Below are 18,396 nucleotides of genomic sequence, written 5' to 3'. Positions count from 1 at the left end.
CAGACAAACCCTGGCGGTTCTGGCTATATTGCGGCAGATGATGACACCCCAATCCCCCCGCTTGTCGATGAAGCAAGTGCTGCTGTGCGGCGCCTTGATCGTCACCTTGTCCATGGGCATACGCCACGGATTCGGTCTGTTTTTGCAGCCCATCACCATGGACCGGGGCTGGACGCGCGAGACCTTTGCCTTCGCGCTGGCAATTCAAAACATTGCCTGGGGTCTGGCTGGGCCCTTCACCGGCATGTTGGCCGATCGCTTCGGGCCGTTCCGCGTGCTCATGGTGGGCGGCTTGTTGTACGCCGTCGGTCTGGTCTTGATGGCCTTGTCGACCTCCGGCCTGGCCTTCACCGGCAGCGCCGGGCTGCTGATCGGCATTGCCCAGTCGGGCACCACCTACGCGGTGATTTACGGCGTGATCGGGCGCAATGTCGACCCAGCCAAGCGCAGTTGGGCGATGGGCGTGGCGGCGGCCGCAGGCTCTTTTGGGCAGTTCTTGATGGTGCCGGTGTCGAATTGGCTGATCAGCTCCAACGGCTGGCAAGACGCGCTCTTCATCCTCGCCTGCATGTCCTTGATCATCATCCCGCTCGCTTTTGGCTTGCGTGAGCCCAAAACAGCCGCACCCAGCCCGCATACTCATTCGCAAAGCATTGTGCAGGCCTTGCGCGAGGCCTTTGGCTACCGCAGCTTCCAGTTGCTGATGGCCGGCTATTTCGTCTGCGGCTTCCAGGTCGTTTTCATCGGCGTGCACATGCCCAGTTACCTGAAGGACCAGGGCCTGAGCCCGCAAGTCGCCACCTATGCCTTGGCCTTGATCGGCCTATTCAATGTGTTCGGCACTTACGCGGCCGGCTCGCTTGGCCAGCGCTTCCCCAAGCGCTACATCCTGTCGTGCATCTATGCGCTGCGCTCGGTCGCCATCGTGGCCTTCTTGACTGCGCCGCTAACGCCAAGCTCGGTGTATCTGTTCTCGGCCGTGATGGGCCTACTGTGGCTGTCGACCATCCCACCCACCAATGCGGTACTGGCGCAGATGTTTGGCATCCAGCATATGTCAATGCTGAGCGGCTTTGTCTTTTTGAGCCACCAGATCGGCAGCTTCTTGGGCGTCTGGCTGGGCGGGCGCTTGTATGACCAAACCGGCAGCTACGATGTGGTGTGGTGGCTCGCCGTGGCGTTGGGCGTGATGGCCGCCTTGGTCAATCTGCCGGTGCGCGAAGAGCCGATCCATAGACCGCTGCCAGCATGAAGCGCAGCTCGCTATGGCTATTCCGCTTGGCCGCCCTGGCCTTGCTTGGGGCGGTGTTTCTCAGCTATTTTCAAACGGACTTGATGATCCGGCTTTCCGAACAAATCTGGGCTTGTTTTTGATGACCTGCACTTCTTCTCCCCCCTCAAAATGGCTGCTACGCTGGCCGCAAGCGATGCGCGCCGGCGGTACGGCCCTTGATCTGGCCTGCGGCAGCGGCCGCCATGTCCAGCACTTGGCCGCGCTGGGGATGAAGGTCACCGGCGTCGATATCGATGCGGCGGCCACCGCCGGATTAGAGAGCAAAGCCGAAATCATCAATGCCGACATCGAGTCCGGCCCTTGGCCGCTAGCGGGCCGTCAATTCGATCTGGTGCTGGTCACCAACTACCTCTGGCGCCCCTTGATCCCCTTGATCACCGCCGCGGTCGCGCCGGGCGGTTGGCTGATTTATGAGACCTTCGCCCAGGGCCAGCAAAGCATTGGCCGGCCCGCGCGGCCCGAGTTCTTGCTGCAGCCGGGCGAGTTGCTGGAGGCCTGCAAAGGCCTCAGCGTGGTGGCCTTTGAAGATGGATTCGAGGTGATGGCCGTCAACCCACGCTTTGTGCAGCGCGTTGCTGCTGTGCGCGACCTCCATGACGGGGTGTTTCAGCGCTACGCCTTGGATCAAAACTGAGTCCCTGCCGCCGCTGAGTAGAATTGTCGGATAACTAGGAATTGCAATGAACGGATTAGTTGGCAGCATCGTCGCACTCGTGACACCGATGCAAGAAGACGGCAGCGTTGATTACGCTGCACTACGCAATTTGATCGACTGGCATATCAATGAGGGCACCAGCTGCGTCTGCGTGGTCGGCACAACCGGCGAATCGCCCACGGTGGACGTGGAAGAGCACTGCGAAGTGATCCGGGTTGCGGTTGAGCATGCAGCCGGCCGTGTCCCCGTCATGGCTGGCACCGGCGCCAATTCCACCGCCGAGGCCATCAATCTGAGTCGCTTCGCCAAAAAGGTCGGCGCCGACTGCAGCTTGTCGGTTGTGCCCTACTACAACAAACCCTCGCAAGAAGGTATCTATCAGCATTACAAGGCGATCGCCGAGGCGGTCGACCTGCCCATGATGCTTTACAACGTGCCCGGCCGCACCGTCGCTGATATGCAGCCCGAAACCACGCTGCGCTGTGCGACCTTGCCCGGCGTCTTCGGCGTGAAGGAAGCCAGCGGCAATATTGAACGTGCGGCTCAGCTGATCAAGCTGGCGCCCAAAGGCTTTTCGATTTACTCGGGTGACGACGGCACCGCGATCGCTCTGATGCTGCTGGGTGGCCACGGCAACGTCAGTGTCACGGCCAATGTGGCGCCGCGTTTGATGAGCGAGTTGTGCCGCGCGGCCTTGGCCGGCCAAGTGGCAGAGGCGCGCCGGATTCACTTCCAACTGCTGGACCTGCACAAACAGCTGTTCTGCGAGCCCAGCCCCGCCCCGACCAAATGGGCAGTGGCCAAACTGGGCCGCTGCAAGAATGCGCTGCGCCTGCCCATCACCACCTTGACGGTGGACGGCCAGGCCAAGGTTGAGCGGGCGATGCATGAGGCTGGTTTGCTCTGATCGCCGCCGCTGCTGCAGTCTGCTCTAATCCCCCATTCGCTTTTTGAAATTTGGGCCGTGCTCATACGGTCCCAGCCGCCCTGATTCCCTCGGAGATGTCTAGCGTGACTCGTTCCTCATTTGTTTCCTCCACGGCCACTCCGGTGCGCCTGGCATGCCAGTTGGCAATCGCATCTTTGCTGGGATCATTGGCTGCTTGCAGCACTCTTGACAACACTTTCTCGTCCGAGAAGGTGGACTACCGCAGCGGCGCACGCCAAACCACCGGGCTGGATATTCCACCCGATTTGAAGCAATTGGCGCGCGACAACCGCAACCAGCCGCAAGGCGAAAGCGTCAGCGCGGCGAGCTTTCAGCAAAAGGGCAAGGAGCAAAAAGCGGCCATGGCCGCCGGCCAACCCGCCAACACGGTGGCTTTGAACGCGGTGGCCGATATGCGCATTGAGCGCAGTGGCTCGCAGCGCTGGCTGGTCAGCAGCTTGACGCCCGAGCAAATGTGGCCACTGGTGCGTGACTTCTGGCAAGAGCGCGGCTTCGAGGTCTTGAAGGACTCGGCCGATGTTGGCGTGATGGAAACCAACTGGAACGAAAACCGTGCCAAGTTGCCGCAAGACATCATCCGCTCGACCATTGGCAAGGTGCTGGACAGCTTTTACTCGACCGGCGAAAAAGACATGTTCCGCACGCGCCTGGAGCGCGGCGCCAACGGCGTAGGCACCGAGGTCTTCATCAGCCACCGCGGCATGCAAGAGATCTACACCGGCGCGCAAAAAGACAATACCGCCTGGCAGCCGCGCCCGAGCGATCCGCAGTTGGAAGCCGAAATGCTGTCGCGCCTAATGCTCAAGCTGGGTGCCAGCGACGAGCAGGCCAAGGCCGCGCTTGCCGCCGCCAAGGTGCAAGCATTGCCAGCAGGTTCTGCTGCTGCAGCAGTGGCCCCGACGGGCGTGGCTCTTGCAGCCACCACGCGCTCTTTGGCCGAAGTTCCGGACTCCTTGCAGGTCAACGAAGGCTTCGAGCGCGCATGGCGCCGAGTTGGCCAGTCGCTGGACCGCCACGGCTTCACGATTGAAGACCGTGACCGCAAGCAAGGCCTGTTCTTCTTGCGCTATGCCGACCCGACCCAGGCTGGCAAGGAAGAGCCTAATTTCTTCCAGAAATTGTTCAGCTCGGATGCTGCCCCGGTGGCGACGCGTTACCGTGTTTCGGTCAAGTCTGAAGGCGAGCGCAGCACGGTGATGGTGCTGGACGACAAGGGTCAGCAGCAAACCAACGAGAATGCCAAGCGCATCCTCAACTTGCTGATGGACGATTTGCGCTGAACCGGGCCTGCCCCGATCAAGCTAACGCCGCTGCCGCAAGGTCTGCGGCGTTTTTTATTGTTCTCGCCCAGAAGGTTTTTCAATGCGTTTTTGCAGCCTAGGCAGCGGCAGCGGAGGCAACGCCAGCCTGATCGAGGCCAGTCAAGGCATCACCAGCACGCAGCTCTTGGTCGACTGCGGCTTCAGCCTGCGCGAATTGACGCGCCGCCTGGAACGCGCCGGCAGCAGCCCGGCCGACTTGGACGCCATCTTCATCACCCATGAACATGGCGACCATATCGGCTGCGCCTTGAACTTGGCGCAGCGCTATCGCATCCCGCTTTGGACCAGCCGTGGCACTTGGCGAGCCCTGAATGACCGGCCGAACAATATGTCGGCGGCCGACTTCGACCCGGCGCTGCTGCATCTGATCAAGGACGGCGAATGCGCCGACTTGGGCGACATTCAGATCAAGCCCTTTGCCGTGCCGCACGACGCGCAAGAGCCGCTGCATCTGCGTTGCAGCGACGGCGCCCGCTCGCTCGGCCTGATCACCGATCTCGGTCACGCCTGCGCCTCCGTGGCGCAAGCCTTGCAAGGCTGCCAAGGGCTGTTGCTGGAGTGCAATCACGATGAGGAGTTGCTGCGCGCATCGAGCTACCCCGCCAGCCTCAAGCGCCGCATCCTGGGCAGCCACGGCCACCTGTCCAATGAAAGTGCCGCCGAACTGCTACGGAGCTGCCTGCACACGGGGCTTCAGCATGTGGTCGCCGCCCATCTGAGCGAAAGCAACAACAGGCCGGCGCTGGCCGCCGCAAGCTTGGCCGCAGTGCTGGGCTGCTCGCCCGAGGTGATCGCCGTCGCCAGCCAGGACCTAGGCTGCGCCTGGACCGAACTGAGCTGAAACCAAGCAGTAAAACATCAGACGTAAAAAAACCGCCTGATTTGCACCGGGCGGTTTTCGCGGTGATCGGAACCGATCACATCGAGAAGCGATTACTTCTTGACAGCGTCCTTAGCTGCATCAGCAGCCTTGTTGACGGCGTCAGCAGCCATGCCGCCCACTGCGGAAGCAGCGTCAGCAACGCCGGCCGCGGCAGCCGAAGCGCCAGCGTCAACAGCAGTCACAGCTGCCGAGGCAGTTGCGTCAGCAGCCACTGCGACAGCCGAAGCGGCTTCAGCAACAGCAGGAGCCACAACAGCAGGAGCTTCTTCTTTTTTGCCGCAAGCGGTCAGAGCAACAGCAGCCAGCACAGCAGCCAACAGGATCGACTTGTTCATACTTATCCTCAAAAATCGTTAAACGAAATTGCAATTACCGGTAATTTTTTGAAGTCCAACAACGTTGACCAAACCTCGCGGTGGCTGTTGTTGTAAAACTTCGGCATGACAAGACGAGGAAACCTCGAGCGCTTCCACCGCCTAGCCGCAAATTATAGCTTGCTCGCTTGAAGCCTCTCAGAGGCCCAGTGTCGTAACAGCAAACGATTCGCTTGATCGTTGCGCTAATGCATCAAACCATTGGCTTTTTTGCAATGAATCTTCGGCTTCGGTGGAAATTGACGACCGCCAAAGCCTCTTGTCGAACAGGCTGAGGCTCAGAGCCTGCGCAGTACCAACGCATGTGAAAAACGATTGCACCCCACCACAGGATCCGGCCGCGGCAAAAGCCTCGGGCGTGTAAGCCAGGGCCTGCACGCAATGCCCCCAGTTGCCGCGCCAGCGCACAAAGCGCGGATGACGTTGGCGCAAATCCTCGTACTCCGCGGCCAACAGATGCAAGCGCCGGTGCGGCTTGGCCCAAGTCGTCAAGGCCGCGAGAACATCGGCATCCGACCAGGGCCAATCGACCAGGTTTTCATCGAAGCAGTACAGGTCCCGTGCGTTAGCCGCACAAGCCTGTAGCAAGGCTTGCCGCAAATTGGCCACATAAGCCGCCCTGCCCTCGAACTTGCTCGGAGCCAGCGCGTCCATCAGCCCTGCTCCACCTCTTGCTGGACCCAACCATCTTCGACCCACTGAGCCAGCAGATCACGGGCACCCTCCGACAACTGAGCGACCTGCTTGCGTGTCAGCAGCTTGCTATCAGCAAACGCACGCATCAGCGTCGCATCGCGCCCGCCTGCACGGAAGGATTCACCGTTGATGAAGACATGAGACTTGTCATACATCATGCGGCTGCGCCTATCCAGGCTAACACCCTGATCCGGCGCAAACTCGGCGCCCGCCTCGAACCAAACACGCGGCTTAGGCTCGGTCAGGGCCTCACCCAAGGCGCGCTCCAAGGCGCGCGGTTCGCGCAGCGCCCGCTCGGCGGCGTCACGGGCAAATTCGATCAGCTGCTCGGGCACCAGGCCCGGCGTGGCAGTCGCCGCCTGCTTGGGGTCGGCATACATTTTGTTGGCGTAACCCTGATCCTCATCGTCCATCAAACGGCTGAGCAGATCCTTGGCCAACTCGGCCCGCCAAGGCGTGCGAAATCCGACCGAGCAGGTCATGCACTCACCCACCGCCACACCGTCATGCGCCCAGCCCGGCGGCAGGTACAGCATGTCGCCGGCGTCGAGCACAAACTCTTCCTCATACTCGAAGGTCTTGATGATCTTCAGCGGCACGTCATCCCGCAACTCCGCGCCTGGCTGTCGGCCGATACGCCAGCGGCGCTGGCCCTGCACTTGAATCAAAAACACATCGTAAGAATCGAAATGCGGGCCGACCCCGCCACCATCGGTGGCATAGGAAATCATCAAATCATCGAGCCGCGCCTCGGGCACAAAGCGAAACTGGTTCAATAAATCGGCCGCGGCCGGCAAATGCTGCTCCAGGCCTTGAATCAACAAGGTCCAGCCGGGTTTTGAAAAAGGCGGCAACTTGGCCACCGGGCCCGGATAAAGCGCCCAGCGGCCCTCGAACGAGCTGGCCAAGCGCGACTCGACATCCTCGCTGGCGGCCATGCGGGCCAACTCGGTACGAGTCGCCGGCGGTTTGATGCCGGGCAAGGCTTGGCGGACCAGCAAAGGCTTTTTTTGCCAATGCAGGCGCATGAATTGTTCGGGCGAAAGGCCGGCCAGCAGCGGCAGTGGAGATTCAATGTTCATGGGCGACATTGTGCTTGCTGGCGCGGGCGAACGCGCCCCCCTGGCGTCCCAGTAACGGGAAAAACGACAGCAGGCCCGTCCCAATTTCGAGACCGCTTGCGCCAACTCAAGTCCACGCCGGTGGCCCAGGGGCTTGTAAATCAAACACTTAGCCAGCGAGAGGCGCCTGGCACGAGTCCTGCAATAGATAGCTCATGGACATCCGCCGCAGCCCTCACCGATTCGCTTTTTTACGTCGCCCCATCGTCAAGTGGAGTGGCCTCGCCGCCGCCGGCCTCGCGCTATTGGGCGGCGCCCTGAGCCTAGGCCTGAACGCACGCCCGGCCTCGATGAGCGTGAGCGCCAAGACCGTCAGCCTGGCCACCGTCGAGCGCGGCGCCTTGGACTTGGACCTACGTGCCAGCGGCATCTTGTTACCCAGCGAGGTCCGCTGGATCGCCGCTCAGAGCGAAGGCAGGGTCGAGCGCATTGCCGTGCAAGCTGGGGCCGAACTGGCGCAGGGTCAGGTCTTGCTGGTCTTGAGCAATCCGCAGTTGCAACAGCGCGCCGAGGAAAGCCGCTGGACCCTGGAGCAGGCACAGGCCGAGGCGCGTGCGCTGCGCTTAAGCTTGGAGAGCCAGCAAATGAGTGCCAGCGCCGCCATTCAGCGGGCCGAATTGGCGCTGCAAAGCGCGCAACTGCAGTGGGCTGCCGACCAGGAGCTGCTGAAGGACGGCATGGTGTCCAAGCTGGCCTATCAGCGCAGCGAGTTCAACCTCAAACAAAGCACGCAAGGCCTGAGCCTGGAGCGCCAACTCTTCCAACAAGCCCAAGCTAACCAACAAGCGCAGCTGAGTGCCAAGCAGGCGACGCTCGCCAAATTGAGCAAAAGCCTGCAGCGTGATCTCGACCAAGTAGCCGCCTTGACGGTGCGCGCGCCGATGAGCGGCATCTTGCAGGAGCTGAACCTGCAGCCCGGGCAAAGCGTGTCGGCCGGCGCCAATCTGGCCAAGATGGCCAGGGCCGACGCTCTTTACGCCGAATTGCAGGTGCAAGAGGCGATGGCCCGCGACATCGCCATCGGCCAAACCGTGCGGCTTGATCTGCGCACCGGCGGCAGCGACGGCCAAATCGCCGGCCTCGTCGCGCGCATTGCGCCCAAAGTCAGCAAGGGCTCGGTCCAGGTCGACATCAGCCTGCAAGGCCCGCTGCCGCGCGGTGCCAGGCCCGATCTGAGCGTGGACGGCACGATCGCCATTACACGCCTCGCCGACACCTTGCAAGTGCAGCGTCCGGTCTTCAGTCAAGCGCAGTCGACGGCCAGCGTGTTCCGCATCGGCACGGGCGGCGTGGCCGAACGCGTGCCGGTGCAGTTCGGTGCGGCCTCGGTCGGCCGAATTGCCGTTCTTTCGGGCCTGAGCCAAGGGGACCGCATCGTCGTATCCGACACCAGCGCCTGGAGCCAGGCCGCCCGCGTCAGCATCCGCTGAACTCAAGTTCAAATAGTTAACCCAGGAGACACCCCTATGACTTTCACCCCGCCTCTGATCAAGCTGCAAGGCATCCAAAAAAGCTTTCTCACCGATGAGTTGGAGACCCGCGCGCTGGACGACGTTGATCTGCAAATCCACAGCGGCGAGTTCTTGGCCGTCAGCGGGCCGTCCGGCTGCGGCAAGTCCAGCTTGCTGGCCATCCTGGGCCTGCTCGACAGCCCCAGCGCCGGCAGCTATGCCTTGGCCGGACAGTCCGTGGAGGCGCTCGACAACCGCGCCCGCGCACTGCTGCGCAACCGCCAGATTGGCTTTGTCTTTCAGGCCTTCAACCTGATCGGCGACCTGAGCGTAGAAGATAACGTCGCACTCCCGCTGACCTACCGCAGCGAAATGAGTCGCGCCGAGCGCCGCGCCCGCGTGGCCGAGGTGCTGGCGCAGGTCGATATGGGCCACCGCGCGCGCCATTACCCTGCCCAGCTCTCCGGCGGCCAGCAGCAGCGCGTGGCCATCGCGCGAGCCCTGGTCGGCAAGCCCAGCCTGATCCTGGCGGATGAGCCGACCGGCAATCTCGATTCACGCAACGCCGATCTGGTGATGCAGTTGCTCAGCGATGTGCATGCCGGCGGCGCCACGCTGTGCATGGTCACGCATGACCCGCGCTACGCGGCGGCCGCGCAGCGCACGATCTCGCTGTTTGACGGCCGCGTGGTCGCCGACATGCCCACCTTGATGCCAACGCTTGCACCGACGCCTGCGCCAGCTCTGGTCGCGCGTCAAACCGCGGAGCAGCTGTGATGTGGGACGACCTGAGCCAAACCCTGAACTCGCTGCGCCGCGCTCCCGGCTTCGCGCTGCTGAGCCTGTTGACGCTGAGCTGCGGCCTGGGCTTTGCAATCTATAGCGCGGCCATCTACTTCAGCTTCACCGCCGGCAATATCCCCTTCCCCGAGCCTGAACGGCTGCTTGCCGTTGAAGCCACTCGCCACGATGAACGCACGCAGGGCAAGAGCGTTCACTACCTGGATTTTCTTGAATACGCCCGCGCAACACCCAGCCTGGAAGGGCTGCAGGCGCTGGATACGGCCACCGTCACGCTCGGCGGCACGCAGCAATACCCGCAGAACTTCCAGGCCGCTTATGTGCCGGCCGCCATCTGGCCCTGGTTGGGCGACGCGGCCAAGCCCGAGGCCGGGCGCCTTTTGCAAGCCAGCGACGAGTTGCCCGGCGCACCGCCGGTGGTCGTCATCGGCGCGGATATCTGGCGCAACTTTTTGGGCGGCAGCAAGCAAGTCATCGGCAGCCACATCAGCATCAACGGCGTCAGCACCGAAATCGTCGGCGTGGCGCCGGCCGCGCTGCGTTTCCCGATGACGCAACAGCTCTGGCTGCCCTTCAATATGCCCGGCGCCGGCATGGTGCGCGCGCAGGCTATGGAGATGGGCACGGCCAAGCATGTGTTTGTACTGGGGCGACTCAAGGCCGGGGCGAGCCGCGCCCAAGCTCAGCAGGAGCTGGACCTGACGGCGCAGCGCTTGGCCGCCAGCTTCCCCAAGAGCAATGCCAAGGTCGGCGCCGTGGCGCTGCCCTATGCCAAGTGGACCATGCCGGACACCGACGCCATCTATCTCGGTCTGGCCGGCGCGGCGGTGTTACTACTGAGCCTGGTCTGCATCAACACCGCTAACTTGCTGCTTGCACGCGCCAACGAGCGGCGCCAAGAGTTGGCGGTGCGGGCAGCGCTGGGCGCGCCGCGTGGCCGCCTGATTCAGCAAATGCTCGCGGAGGCCTTGATCCTGAGCCTGGCCGCCGCGCTGATCGGCCTGTTCTTCAGCGCCTGGGCCTTGGAGGCAACACAGCAAGCGGTCTTTGAGACCTCAGACGGCCGCATGCCCTTCTGGATTCGCATCCAGATGAGCGGCGCGGCGGCGGCCTTTGGCCTGGGACTGACCTTTGTCACCGCGCTGGCCACCGGCTTGCTGCCGGCTTGGCGCGCCTCGGCTGTCGATGCCGCAGCGGTGCTGCGCGATGGCCGCGGCGCCAGCGGCCGGGCGGCCGGGCGTTTCAGCCGCGTGCTGGTGTTCTTGCAAATCATGTTGTCGAGCTTGTTGCTGCTGGTGTCGGCCGCGCAGACCTATTCGGTCCATCAACGCCTGAACGCCGGCACCGGCGCCCGCACCGAGGGCGTCTTGACGGCCATGCTGCGGCCACGCCAGGCCGCCTACACCAAAGACGAAGCCGCCCGCGCCCAACTCTGGGCTCGGGTCGAAACAAGTCTGCGCGACAGTGCGGCAGCATCCAGCGCCGGCGTCGCCTTGAGCCTGAGCCTGCCCGGCGGCGGCATGTCCTCAACCGAAGAGGTTTTGCCCGAAGGCATGACCGTGGAAGATGAGCGTTACCCCGAAGCCGGCGTCTATAGCGTCAATAGCGGCTTCTTCAAGACACTCGAGGTGGCCCTGCTGGCCGGGCGCGAGTTCGGCAGCCATGACCGCGCGGACAGCTTGCATGTGGCCATCGTCAATCGCAACTTCGCGGCACAGTATTGGCCGGGCCTGGACCCGCAAGCCGTGTTGGGTAAACGTTTTGCCTTGAACCCCAAGGTCGACAAGACCGGGGCGAAGGTGCGCGACTGGTATACCGTGGTCGGCGTCAACGGCCATTTGGTGCAAGGCACGGGCGGCGACAACGGTATGCGCAGTCACAACATTTATCTGCCTATCAGCCAGTCGGTCCCCGATCAGCTGGGCATCGCCATGGTTGGCTGGGCCGACACGGCCACCAACCGGGAGCTGCTGGCCAAGGCCATCGCCCGCGCCGACCCCGCGCTGGCTCTGGAGCATGTCTACAGCGCCGAGGAGCGGCAAAAGATTGCCTACGGCGGCTCCGAGGTGATGGCGGCACTGTGCTTGATCCTGGGTTTGATGACGCTGGCCTTAGGCGTTAGCGGCATCTACGGCGTGACCAGCCGGGCGGTGGCTCAGCGCACGCAGGAGATCGGGGTGCGCCGCGCGGTCGGCGCCAGCGATGCGCAGGTTTTGCGCTTGCTGCTGCGCCAAGGGCTTTGGGCCTTGGCGCTGGGCATGCCGCTGGGCCTGCTGCTGGGCTGGCTGGCGGTCACGCAGATGGATGAGGTTGGGCCGGCCTTTCTGCTCGGCGTGCTGGCCGTCGGCATCGTAATCAGCGCGGTGGTGATGATGGCGACGTGGTTGCCGGCTAGGCGCGCGATCGCGATGCCGCCGAATATGGCCTTGCATTGCGAATGAACTTGGGCGCCATGAGCCTGGACACGGGCCTGGGCGAGAATGCGCCGCAAGCCCGCCCGACGATCAGCCCTTCCCAATGACCGCTCAGCTCCCTGCCCTGCCCATCTTGGTGGCCGATGACGATGCCGCCGTGCGCAGCACCTTGAGGATTTTTCTCAATAGCGAGGGGCTGGACTGCGAGCTGGTGGCTTCGCCGGCCGAGGCCTTGGCGGCGCTGGCGCGGCGCGAGTTTGGCGTCTTGCTGGCCGATATGAACTACAGCCGCGACACCACCTCAGGCGCGGAAGGCCTGAGCCTGATCGCCCAAGCCAATGCCGTCGACCCCCAGCTGCCCATCATCGCGATGACCGCCTGGGGCACGGTCGCGCTGGCGGTCGAGGCGATGCGGGGCGGGGCCAGTGACTTCATCGAGAAGCCCTGGGACAACAACCGCCTGGCCAGCATGCTGCGCAATTTATTGGCGCTGCGCCAAACGCGCCAAGCCAACCAGCGGCTGGCGGCAAGGAATCAATTGCTGAGCGCCGAGGGCCAGAGCGAGCGGCCCTGGATAGCGGCTTCGCCGACGATGCAGGCCTTGATGGCGCAGGTGGAACGGCTCAAAGATGCCGGCGTCAATCTGCTCATCACCGGCGAAAACGGCACCGGCAAAAGCCAGCTCGCGCAGGCCATCCACCGCACTTCAGCGCGCGCCCCGGCGCCCTTCATCAGCGTCAATATGGGCGCCATCCCCGACACCTTGTTCGAGAGCGAGATGTTCGGCCATGAAAAAGGTGCCTTCACCGATGCCCGTCAGACCCGCATCGGCCGCTTCGAGTTGGCCGATGGCGGCACATTGTTCCTCGACGAAGTCGGCAACATCCCTTTGAATCAGCAGGCCAAGCTCTTGCAAGTGCTGGAGGGCGGGCAGTTCGAGCGGCTCGGTTCGGCCAAGCCCCGCCGGGCCGATGTGCGCTTGATCGCGGCCAGCAACGCGGATCTGGCGCAGATGGTTGAGCTGGGCAGCTTTCGCCGCGATCTGCTTTACCGGCTCAATAGCGTGCAACTGCATTTGCCGCCGCTGCGCGAGCGCGGCGCCGACATTGTGAGCCTGGCCGAGCATTACCTGGCCAGCCATTCGCGGCGCTATCAATGCCCGGCCAAGACGCTCAGCCCGGCCGCCCGCGAGGCGCTGTTGCAGCATCACTGGCCGGGCAATGTGCGCGAATTGGCGCACTGCATGGAACGAGTTAGCTTGCTGGTTCAGCATCAGTTGCTGGAGCCCGCCGATCTGGGTTTGAACGGGGCAACAGCGCCGGTCGCCACGGCAGCCTTTGATGCGGGCGAGTTGACGCTGGAGGAGGCCGAGGTGATCTTGATACGCACGGCGCTCAAGCGCGCCGGCGGCAACGCACCGCAGGCCGCTCAAGCACTGGGCCTGAGCCGCTCGGCCTTTTATCGCCGGCTCGAAAAGTACCGCTTGTGAAGTCATACCCGGGTTTTGCCAAGCGGCTGGGGCTCTGGGCCTTGGCCGGCGGCGCGCCGGCCTGGGGCTTGGCGAGCTACTTTATCTGGCAACAAACATGGCTGATCTACCCCAAGATCCTGCTCTGGCTGCTGTGCAGCGGCGCTTGGCTGGGGGCTGCTTGGGCCCTGGCAAGGCGGGCCGAGTTTCAGCTCCAGACCCTAGGCAATGTTGTCGAGGGCATCGCCTCGGGTGACTACAGCCAGCGCCTGCGCAGTGCCAGTGCGAATGAGCAGTTAGGCGAACAGATCAATGCCTTGGTCGACACGCTGCATCGCCAGCGCCTGCGCGCGGAAGAAGCGCACTGTCTGGTGGACGCCGTCTTGCAGGGCATCGATGTGGCGATCTTTGCGTTTGATGAGCAGGCTAGTCTGCGCCTGGCCAACCCCGCCGCATTGGCGCTGTTGTTGCGCGACAAGGACGGGGTGCTGGGCCGCAGCGCCGCCGAACTGGGCTTGGCGGCACTGTTGACGGCCGACACCGCCGTCTTGAGCGAACATGTGTTTGCCGGCGCGGCCGGCCTGTGGCGGCTGCGGCGCCTGCCCTATTCGGTCGATGGCCGCGAGCAGACCCTGCTCTTCGTCACCGACCTCAAACAGGTGCTGCGCAGCGAGGAGTTGCAAGCCTGGCGGCGCCTGCTGCGGGTCTTGAGTCACGAGGTCAACAACTCGCTGGTGCCGATCTCCAGCCTGAGTGCCACGCTGCACAGCAATCTGGCCCGAGTCGGCACGGCCGACTTGGATGAAGGCCTGGCCATCATTCACGAGCGCGCGAAACATCTGGCCGAGTTCGTGCGCCGTTACGCCAGGCTCGCACGTCTGCCCGAGCCGCAAAAGCAGCTGTTCGATCTGGCCGCCTTGCTGCGGCGCTTGCCGACCATGCTGCCCGAAGCCGGGCTAAGCTTGACGATCGCGGGCGACTGTCTTGCACCGATGCCAAGCAACTTCAAACTGCCCTTCTTCGGCGATCCGGTGCAGATCGAGCAGCTCTTGATCAATCTGCTGAAGAACGGCGTCGAGGCCGGCGGCGCGGCGCTGGAGCTGCGCTGCCAAGTCCAGCCTCTGCAGTTGAGCGTGTTGGACTGCGGACCGGGCATCGCCAATCCGGCCAATCTGTTCGTGCCCTTCTACACCACCAAGCCCGAGGGCGCGGGCATCGGCCTGGTGCTCTCCAGGCAGATTGCCGAGGCCCATCAAGGCAGCTTGAGCCTTGAGCCTCGCCGGGATGGGCCGGGCCGGGGCTGCGCGGCGATCTTGCGTTTCAGCGCCATCGGTCAAGGCGGCCGCTGATCCCTCAAGACATAGCGCCACGCTCGGGGAGGCAGGCCTGGGCAGGCCGCCCTGTTTATCCAAAACGGCTGTTTTGAGTGGCAACTTCGCTGGGCATGCGGCGCACCAAGCACTAAGCTCTTGGCCATGAAAATTACTCCCGCCTCAGAGGCGCCCCACTACCTAGTCATCACGGTCGGCACGACCGGCGACATTCACCCGATGATGAGTCTGTCCAAAGGCTTGCAAGCGCTTGGCCGACAGGTCACTTTCATCACGCACAGCTTTCATGCGCCCCTGCTGCGCCAGGCCGGCATCCCCTGCATGGGCTTGGGCTCGGACGAGGAATACCTGCGCTTGCTGAGCAACCCCGACATCTGGGATGCCAAGAAGTCCTTCGGTGCGCTCTTGGCCAGCGGCTACCGCGAGGGGCTGGCGCAGCTGTTGGACTTGCTCCGCTCACTGCCGCCGCACGCACCCAAGGTCGTGATCAGCCATCCCTTTTTGGTACCGGGCGCGGCCATGGCCCGCGAGCTAGGCCTGGTCGATTCGGTTGTAGCGGCCTATCTGGCGCCGTCCAATTTGAAGACTTGCTTTGATCCGCTGACCATAGGCCCGACCTCGGTGCCGACTTGGGTTCCGATGGCGTGGCGCCGCGCACTTTGGCGCTATATCGAGAAAGGCTGGATTGACCCGGTCGCGCTGGCGCAGGTCAATGCGCTGCGCGAGCCGCTGGGGCTGGCGCCGGTGCGATCTTTTCTCGGGCATATCGCCGCGGCGCCAGATTTGTCGCTGACCCTGTTCCCGTCCTGGTTTGCACCGAGGCAGCCGGATTGGCCGCAAGCGCTGATCGAAGGCGATTTCCAGTTGTTCGAAGCTGGCCCGGCCGGGGAGCTCGATGAGGAGCTGTCGGCCTGGCTGGCGGCCGGCGAGCGGCCACTGGTATTCACGCCCGGCACCGGCAATTTACATGCCGAAAAATTCTTCGCCTGTGCGCTGGCGGCCACCCAACAGCTGGGCGCGCGCGCCATCTTCTTGAGCAAAGAGCGGGCGCAGATACCGGCGCATCTGCCCGACTCGGTGCGCTGGCAAGCCTATGTGCCGCTGGCCACGCTGCTGCCGCAGTCGCGCGCGCTGATCCACCATGGCGGCATTGGCACCACGGCCGAGGCGCTGCGCTGCGGCACGCCCCAATTGCTGACGCCTTTCGCCTGGGATCAGTTCGACAACGGCGCCCGTGTGGCTGCACTGGGCGTCGGTCGGGTCATCCCGGCCAAACGCCTGACGGCGGGCAAACTGGCAGGCGCTCTTGCCGCGCTGGCCGGTTCAGCGACCGTGCAGGCGCGCTGCGCGCAGGTGGCATTGCAGTTCGACCGCCGCGCGGATGCCAGGGCGTTGTGCGGCCAAATCGAACATTGCTTGCTGACAAGTTCCAAACAACCTTCTGCTGTATCCACCGCGCCAGGCGTTTTCCAATGAACGACTCCGAAAAACAAGCCGACAGCACGAGCTCCGCGCTCAGCGTGCCCGAACGCCTGCTGCTGGCGGCCAAGCAGTTCTTCCTGTCCGATGAATACCACCAGGTCAGCACCCGCCGGATTGCCGAGGCGGCGAAGGTCAACACCGCGATGATTCGCTACTACTTCGGCAACAAGGAGGGTCTGTACGAAGAGATGATTCGGGCCGCGCTGACGCCGATACTCGACGCACTCGACAGCGATACCTTGACGACCCGCCAAGGCTATATCGACTACCTGCGCACCTACTACCGCACCATGTCGGCCACGCCGGAGTTGCCCAAGCTGATGTTCAAGGTGGTAGCCCTCAGCGAGGGGCCGGGCCGGCGCTTCGTGCAACAACTGCTGGAGCGGGGCCAAAAACGCGGCGCCCGCCGGCTGGATGAAATGCAGCAAAGCGGGCTGCAGCAAGCCGGGCTTGACCCGGACCTGCTGCGCCTGGCCTTCACCAGCCTCGCCATGATGCCCATGCTCTTGAGAGAAAACTTCGAGGCGCAAATGGAGAGGCCCATGGACGAGGCCTTTCTGGATCGCCTGGCCGAGTTCAATGGCCAGATGTTTGCGCTGGCCTTGACCTCCGCGGTTACGCAAGGGCCCCAGGAGCAAGCGCCATGAAGGCCTGGCTATTTCGCCAGGCGATGGCCAGCGAGCGCAAGCGCGCCGGCCTGACCGTGCAGCGTCGCCAGCTGTCTTTCGGCTCCATGACCTATCTGGACAGCGGTGCTGCAGCTAGGGCGGGGGCTGGGGCACCCAAGCGGCGCGAAGTGCTGCTCTTGCTGCACGGCGCTTGCGCGGACCACAGCAGTTGGCTGCGCTTTGCCCGCGCATTGGGCCCGCGGCGGCGCTTGTTGCTGCCCGATCTACCGGGCCATGGCGAGAGTGCCTCGGCGCCTGAGATGGACCTGGGCATCGCCGCGCAGGCCGAGCGTTTGATCGAATGGCTGGGCAGCTTGGGCCTCAGCCGCTTGCACCTGGTGGGCAACTCGATGGGCGGCGCGCTCGCACTGCGCTTGGCGCAACAAAGGCCGCAGTGGGTCCAATCGCTGATCCTGATCAACGCGGCAGGCGCCGAAAGCCGCCGCAGCGAGCTGCGCGCCCATGTCGAGCAGGGCCACAAACATCCGATGATCGAGGTCGACAGCCTGGCCGACTACCGCGCCATGCTGGACTGGGGGATGGCCAAAAAGCCCTGGCTGCCCCGCTTCGTGATGCAAATACTGCTGGAGCACAAACGCCAGCGCCGCAACATCGAACGCCGACTCCTGGCGGACCTGAAACGCGATCAGGATCAGCGCGCCGGCCTCGCCAGCATCCGCGCCCCGACGCTGATTCTGTGGGGCGGGCTGGACCGGGTGCTGCATGTTGCCGACGCCGACCTGCTGGCCTCGGCCATCCCGGGCAGCCGCAAGCATGTTTTTGCCGACCTCGGCCATGTGCCCATGGTGGAGGCGCCCGACTTGGTGGCCGCCCATTGCCGGGAGTTTTTGCGGGAGATCTCGCCCTGAGGGGTGGACGGCACGGGCGATGGCCAGCGCAAGCCTTGCACGGCCCCGGCGATGCACAGCGCGGCCCTGTGAAACAATATCGCCATGAAAATTTCCGCCCCCTGCATCGTCTCCCTGCGCTGGAGACTCGAAGACGCCCAAGGTCAGTTGATCGACGAGTTGGAAGATCCGCTGGAGTTCTTCTATGGCGGTGATGACTTGTTCGCCAAGGTTGAAGAGGAGTTGGCCGGCCAAGAAGCCGGTTTCGAAGCCAGCATTGCGCTGGAACCCGAACACGCATTTGGCGACTATGACTCCAGCCTAGTTTGCTTTGAGGCGCGCAGCCTCTTCCCTGACGGTGTCGAAGCCGGCATGCAGATCGAAGGTCTGCCCGAAGGTGCTGTCACCGAAGGCATGGCGCCCGGCATCTACACCGTCACCGACGTTTATCCCGAGCATGTGGTGCTGGACGGCAACCACCCGCTGGCCGGCGTGGGCCTGCGCATGCATTTGAAGGTGCTGGACGTGCGCGAAGCCAGCGAGGAAGAGATCGAAGCCGGCAGCCTCGGTGAAGCCATTTTCCAAGTTGGGAATCCTGAGTCGGGCGCGCCACCTGACGCCCAATTGCATTGACCAGCG

17 protein-coding genes are annotated in these 18,396 nt (G+C 63.7%); 14 read left to right on the top strand and 3 right to left on the bottom strand.

Features of this window, described 5'->3' with window-relative positions; genetic code table 11:
* Positions 1-37 precede the first annotated feature (37 nt).
* From PRZ03_RS07295 to PRZ03_RS07275, 5 genes are all read left to right on the top strand, one after another.
* Positions 38-1,252, top strand: a complete 1,215-nt coding sequence (locus PRZ03_RS07295; RefSeq protein ID WP_273599672.1) for an MFS transporter — start codon at positions 38-40, stop codon at positions 1,250-1,252.
* A gap of 121 nt (positions 1,253-1,373) precedes the next feature.
* On the top strand, positions 1,374-1,928 hold the full coding sequence (locus PRZ03_RS07290; protein ID WP_273599671.1) for a class I SAM-dependent methyltransferase: 555 nt from the start codon (positions 1,374-1,376) through the stop codon (positions 1,926-1,928).
* 46 nt (positions 1,929-1,974) lie between these two features.
* The gene (gene dapA / locus PRZ03_RS07285; RefSeq protein WP_273599670.1) at positions 1,975-2,856 is read left to right on the top strand and encodes a 4-hydroxy-tetrahydrodipicolinate synthase; all 882 of its coding nucleotides are present in this window, start codon (positions 1,975-1,977) and stop codon (positions 2,854-2,856) included.
* A 95-nt stretch (positions 2,857-2,951) separates the two neighbouring features.
* Positions 2,952-4,178: an outer membrane protein assembly factor BamC gene (gene bamC / locus PRZ03_RS07280; RefSeq protein ID WP_409993935.1), complete on the top strand. Its 1,227-nt coding sequence runs from the start codon at positions 2,952-2,954 to the stop codon at positions 4,176-4,178.
* Positions 4,179-4,260: 82 nt separating this feature from the next.
* On the top strand, positions 4,261-5,061 hold the full coding sequence (locus PRZ03_RS07275; RefSeq protein WP_273599668.1) for an MBL fold metallo-hydrolase: 801 nt from the start codon (positions 4,261-4,263) through the stop codon (positions 5,059-5,061).
* A 92-nt stretch (positions 5,062-5,153) separates the two neighbouring features.
* Here PRZ03_RS07275 and PRZ03_RS07270 read toward each other — a convergent pair whose 3' ends face one another.
* The 3 genes from PRZ03_RS07270 to PRZ03_RS07260 form a co-directional block, all read right to left on the bottom strand.
* On the bottom strand, positions 5,154-5,438 hold the full coding sequence (locus PRZ03_RS07270) for a hypothetical protein (RefSeq protein ID WP_263533015.1): 285 nt from the start codon (positions 5,436-5,438) through the stop codon (positions 5,154-5,156).
* A 177-nt stretch (positions 5,439-5,615) separates the two neighbouring features.
* Positions 5,616-6,131 (bottom strand): hypothetical protein, encoded by a 516-nt coding sequence (locus tag PRZ03_RS07265; RefSeq protein WP_273599667.1) that lies wholly within the window; start codon positions 6,129-6,131, stop codon positions 5,616-5,618.
* Entirely contained in the window at positions 6,131-7,255 is a 1,125-nt protein-coding gene (locus tag PRZ03_RS07260) for a JmjC domain-containing protein (protein WP_273599666.1), read from the bottom strand. Before PRZ03_RS07260 ends, PRZ03_RS07265 begins: the two co-directional genes overlap by 1 nt.
* A 194-nt stretch (positions 7,256-7,449) precedes the next feature.
* On the opposite strand from PRZ03_RS07260, the gene PRZ03_RS07255 reads away from it, so the two are divergent.
* From PRZ03_RS07255 to PRZ03_RS07215, 9 genes are all read left to right on the top strand, one after another.
* A complete protein-coding gene (locus PRZ03_RS07255) occupies positions 7,450-8,724 on the top strand; it encodes an efflux RND transporter periplasmic adaptor subunit (protein ID WP_273599665.1) in 1,275 nt (424 codons plus the stop codon).
* A gap of 36 nt (positions 8,725-8,760) precedes the next feature.
* Positions 8,761-9,522: an ABC transporter ATP-binding protein gene (locus PRZ03_RS07250; protein ID WP_273599664.1), complete on the top strand. Its 762-nt coding sequence runs from the start codon at positions 8,761-8,763 to the stop codon at positions 9,520-9,522.
* Complete coding sequence (locus PRZ03_RS07245; protein WP_273599663.1) at positions 9,522-11,987, top strand: FtsX-like permease family protein; 2,466 nt, start codon at positions 9,522-9,524, stop codon at positions 11,985-11,987. Before PRZ03_RS07250 ends, PRZ03_RS07245 begins: the two co-directional genes overlap by 1 nt.
* A 76-nt stretch (positions 11,988-12,063) precedes the next feature.
* Positions 12,064-13,449: a sigma-54-dependent transcriptional regulator gene (locus PRZ03_RS07240; protein WP_273599662.1), complete on the top strand. Its 1,386-nt coding sequence runs from the start codon at positions 12,064-12,066 to the stop codon at positions 13,447-13,449.
* Positions 13,446-14,777, top strand: coding sequence for a sensor histidine kinase (locus PRZ03_RS23930; protein ID WP_273599661.1), 1,332 nt, complete (start codon positions 13,446-13,448; stop codon positions 14,775-14,777). Before PRZ03_RS07240 ends, PRZ03_RS23930 begins: the two co-directional genes overlap by 4 nt.
* Positions 14,778-14,903: 126 nt before the next feature.
* Positions 14,904-16,235, top strand: a complete 1,332-nt coding sequence (locus PRZ03_RS07230; RefSeq protein ID WP_273599660.1) for a glycosyltransferase — start codon at positions 14,904-14,906, stop codon at positions 16,233-16,235.
* Positions 16,232-16,888 (top strand): TetR/AcrR family transcriptional regulator, encoded by a 657-nt coding sequence (locus PRZ03_RS07225; protein ID WP_273599659.1) that lies wholly within the window; start codon positions 16,232-16,234, stop codon positions 16,886-16,888. Before PRZ03_RS07230 ends, PRZ03_RS07225 begins: the two co-directional genes overlap by 4 nt.
* A complete protein-coding gene (locus PRZ03_RS07220; protein ID WP_273599658.1) occupies positions 16,885-17,778 on the top strand; it encodes an alpha/beta fold hydrolase in 894 nt (297 codons plus the stop codon). Before PRZ03_RS07225 ends, PRZ03_RS07220 begins: the two co-directional genes overlap by 4 nt.
* An 84-nt stretch (positions 17,779-17,862) precedes the next feature.
* Entirely contained in the window at positions 17,863-18,390 is a 528-nt protein-coding gene (locus PRZ03_RS07215; RefSeq protein ID WP_263533026.1) for an FKBP-type peptidyl-prolyl cis-trans isomerase, read from the top strand.
* Positions 18,391-18,396: the final 6 nt, after the last annotated feature.

Source organism: Roseateles albus, from assembly GCF_028595345.1.
Lineage (GTDB): Bacteria > Pseudomonadota > Gammaproteobacteria > Burkholderiales > Burkholderiaceae_C > Paucibacter_A > Paucibacter_A albus.
This window is presented reverse-complemented; position numbering and strand designations above follow the sequence as displayed.

Coding starts and splice junctions, on each gene's coding strand:
- PRZ03_RS07215 (WP_263533026.1), top strand. CDS start 17,863: ATGAAAATTTCCGCCCCCTGCATCGTCTCCCTGCGCTGGAGACTCGAA.
- PRZ03_RS07240 (WP_273599662.1), top strand. CDS start 12,064: ATGACCGCTCAGCTCCCTGCCCTGCCCATCTTGGTGGCCGATGACGAT.
- bamC (WP_409993935.1), top strand. CDS start 2,952: ATGTCTAGCGTGACTCGTTCCTCATTTGTTTCCTCCACGGCCACTCCG.
- PRZ03_RS07245 (WP_273599663.1), top strand. CDS start 9,522: ATGTGGGACGACCTGAGCCAAACCCTGAACTCGCTGCGCCGCGCTCCC.
- PRZ03_RS07265 (WP_273599667.1), bottom strand. CDS start 6,131: ATGGACGCGCTGGCTCCGAGCAAGTTCGAGGGCAGGGCGGCTTATGTG.
- PRZ03_RS07275 (WP_273599668.1), top strand. CDS start 4,261: ATGCGTTTTTGCAGCCTAGGCAGCGGCAGCGGAGGCAACGCCAGCCTG.
- PRZ03_RS07260 (WP_273599666.1), bottom strand. CDS start 7,255: ATGAACATTGAATCTCCACTGCCGCTGCTGGCCGGCCTTTCGCCCGAA.
- PRZ03_RS07255 (WP_273599665.1), top strand. CDS start 7,450: ATGGACATCCGCCGCAGCCCTCACCGATTCGCTTTTTTACGTCGCCCC.
- PRZ03_RS07230 (WP_273599660.1), top strand. CDS start 14,904: ATGAAAATTACTCCCGCCTCAGAGGCGCCCCACTACCTAGTCATCACG.
- PRZ03_RS07225 (WP_273599659.1), top strand. CDS start 16,232: ATGAACGACTCCGAAAAACAAGCCGACAGCACGAGCTCCGCGCTCAGC.
- PRZ03_RS07220 (WP_273599658.1), top strand. CDS start 16,885: ATGAAGGCCTGGCTATTTCGCCAGGCGATGGCCAGCGAGCGCAAGCGC.
- PRZ03_RS07270 (WP_263533015.1), bottom strand. CDS start 5,438: ATGAACAAGTCGATCCTGTTGGCTGCTGTGCTGGCTGCTGTTGCTCTG.
- dapA (WP_273599670.1), top strand. CDS start 1,975: ATGAACGGATTAGTTGGCAGCATCGTCGCACTCGTGACACCGATGCAA.
- PRZ03_RS07250 (WP_273599664.1), top strand. CDS start 8,761: ATGACTTTCACCCCGCCTCTGATCAAGCTGCAAGGCATCCAAAAAAGC.
- PRZ03_RS07290 (WP_273599671.1), top strand. CDS start 1,374: ATGACCTGCACTTCTTCTCCCCCCTCAAAATGGCTGCTACGCTGGCCG.
- PRZ03_RS07295 (WP_273599672.1), top strand. CDS start 38: ATGATGACACCCCAATCCCCCCGCTTGTCGATGAAGCAAGTGCTGCTG.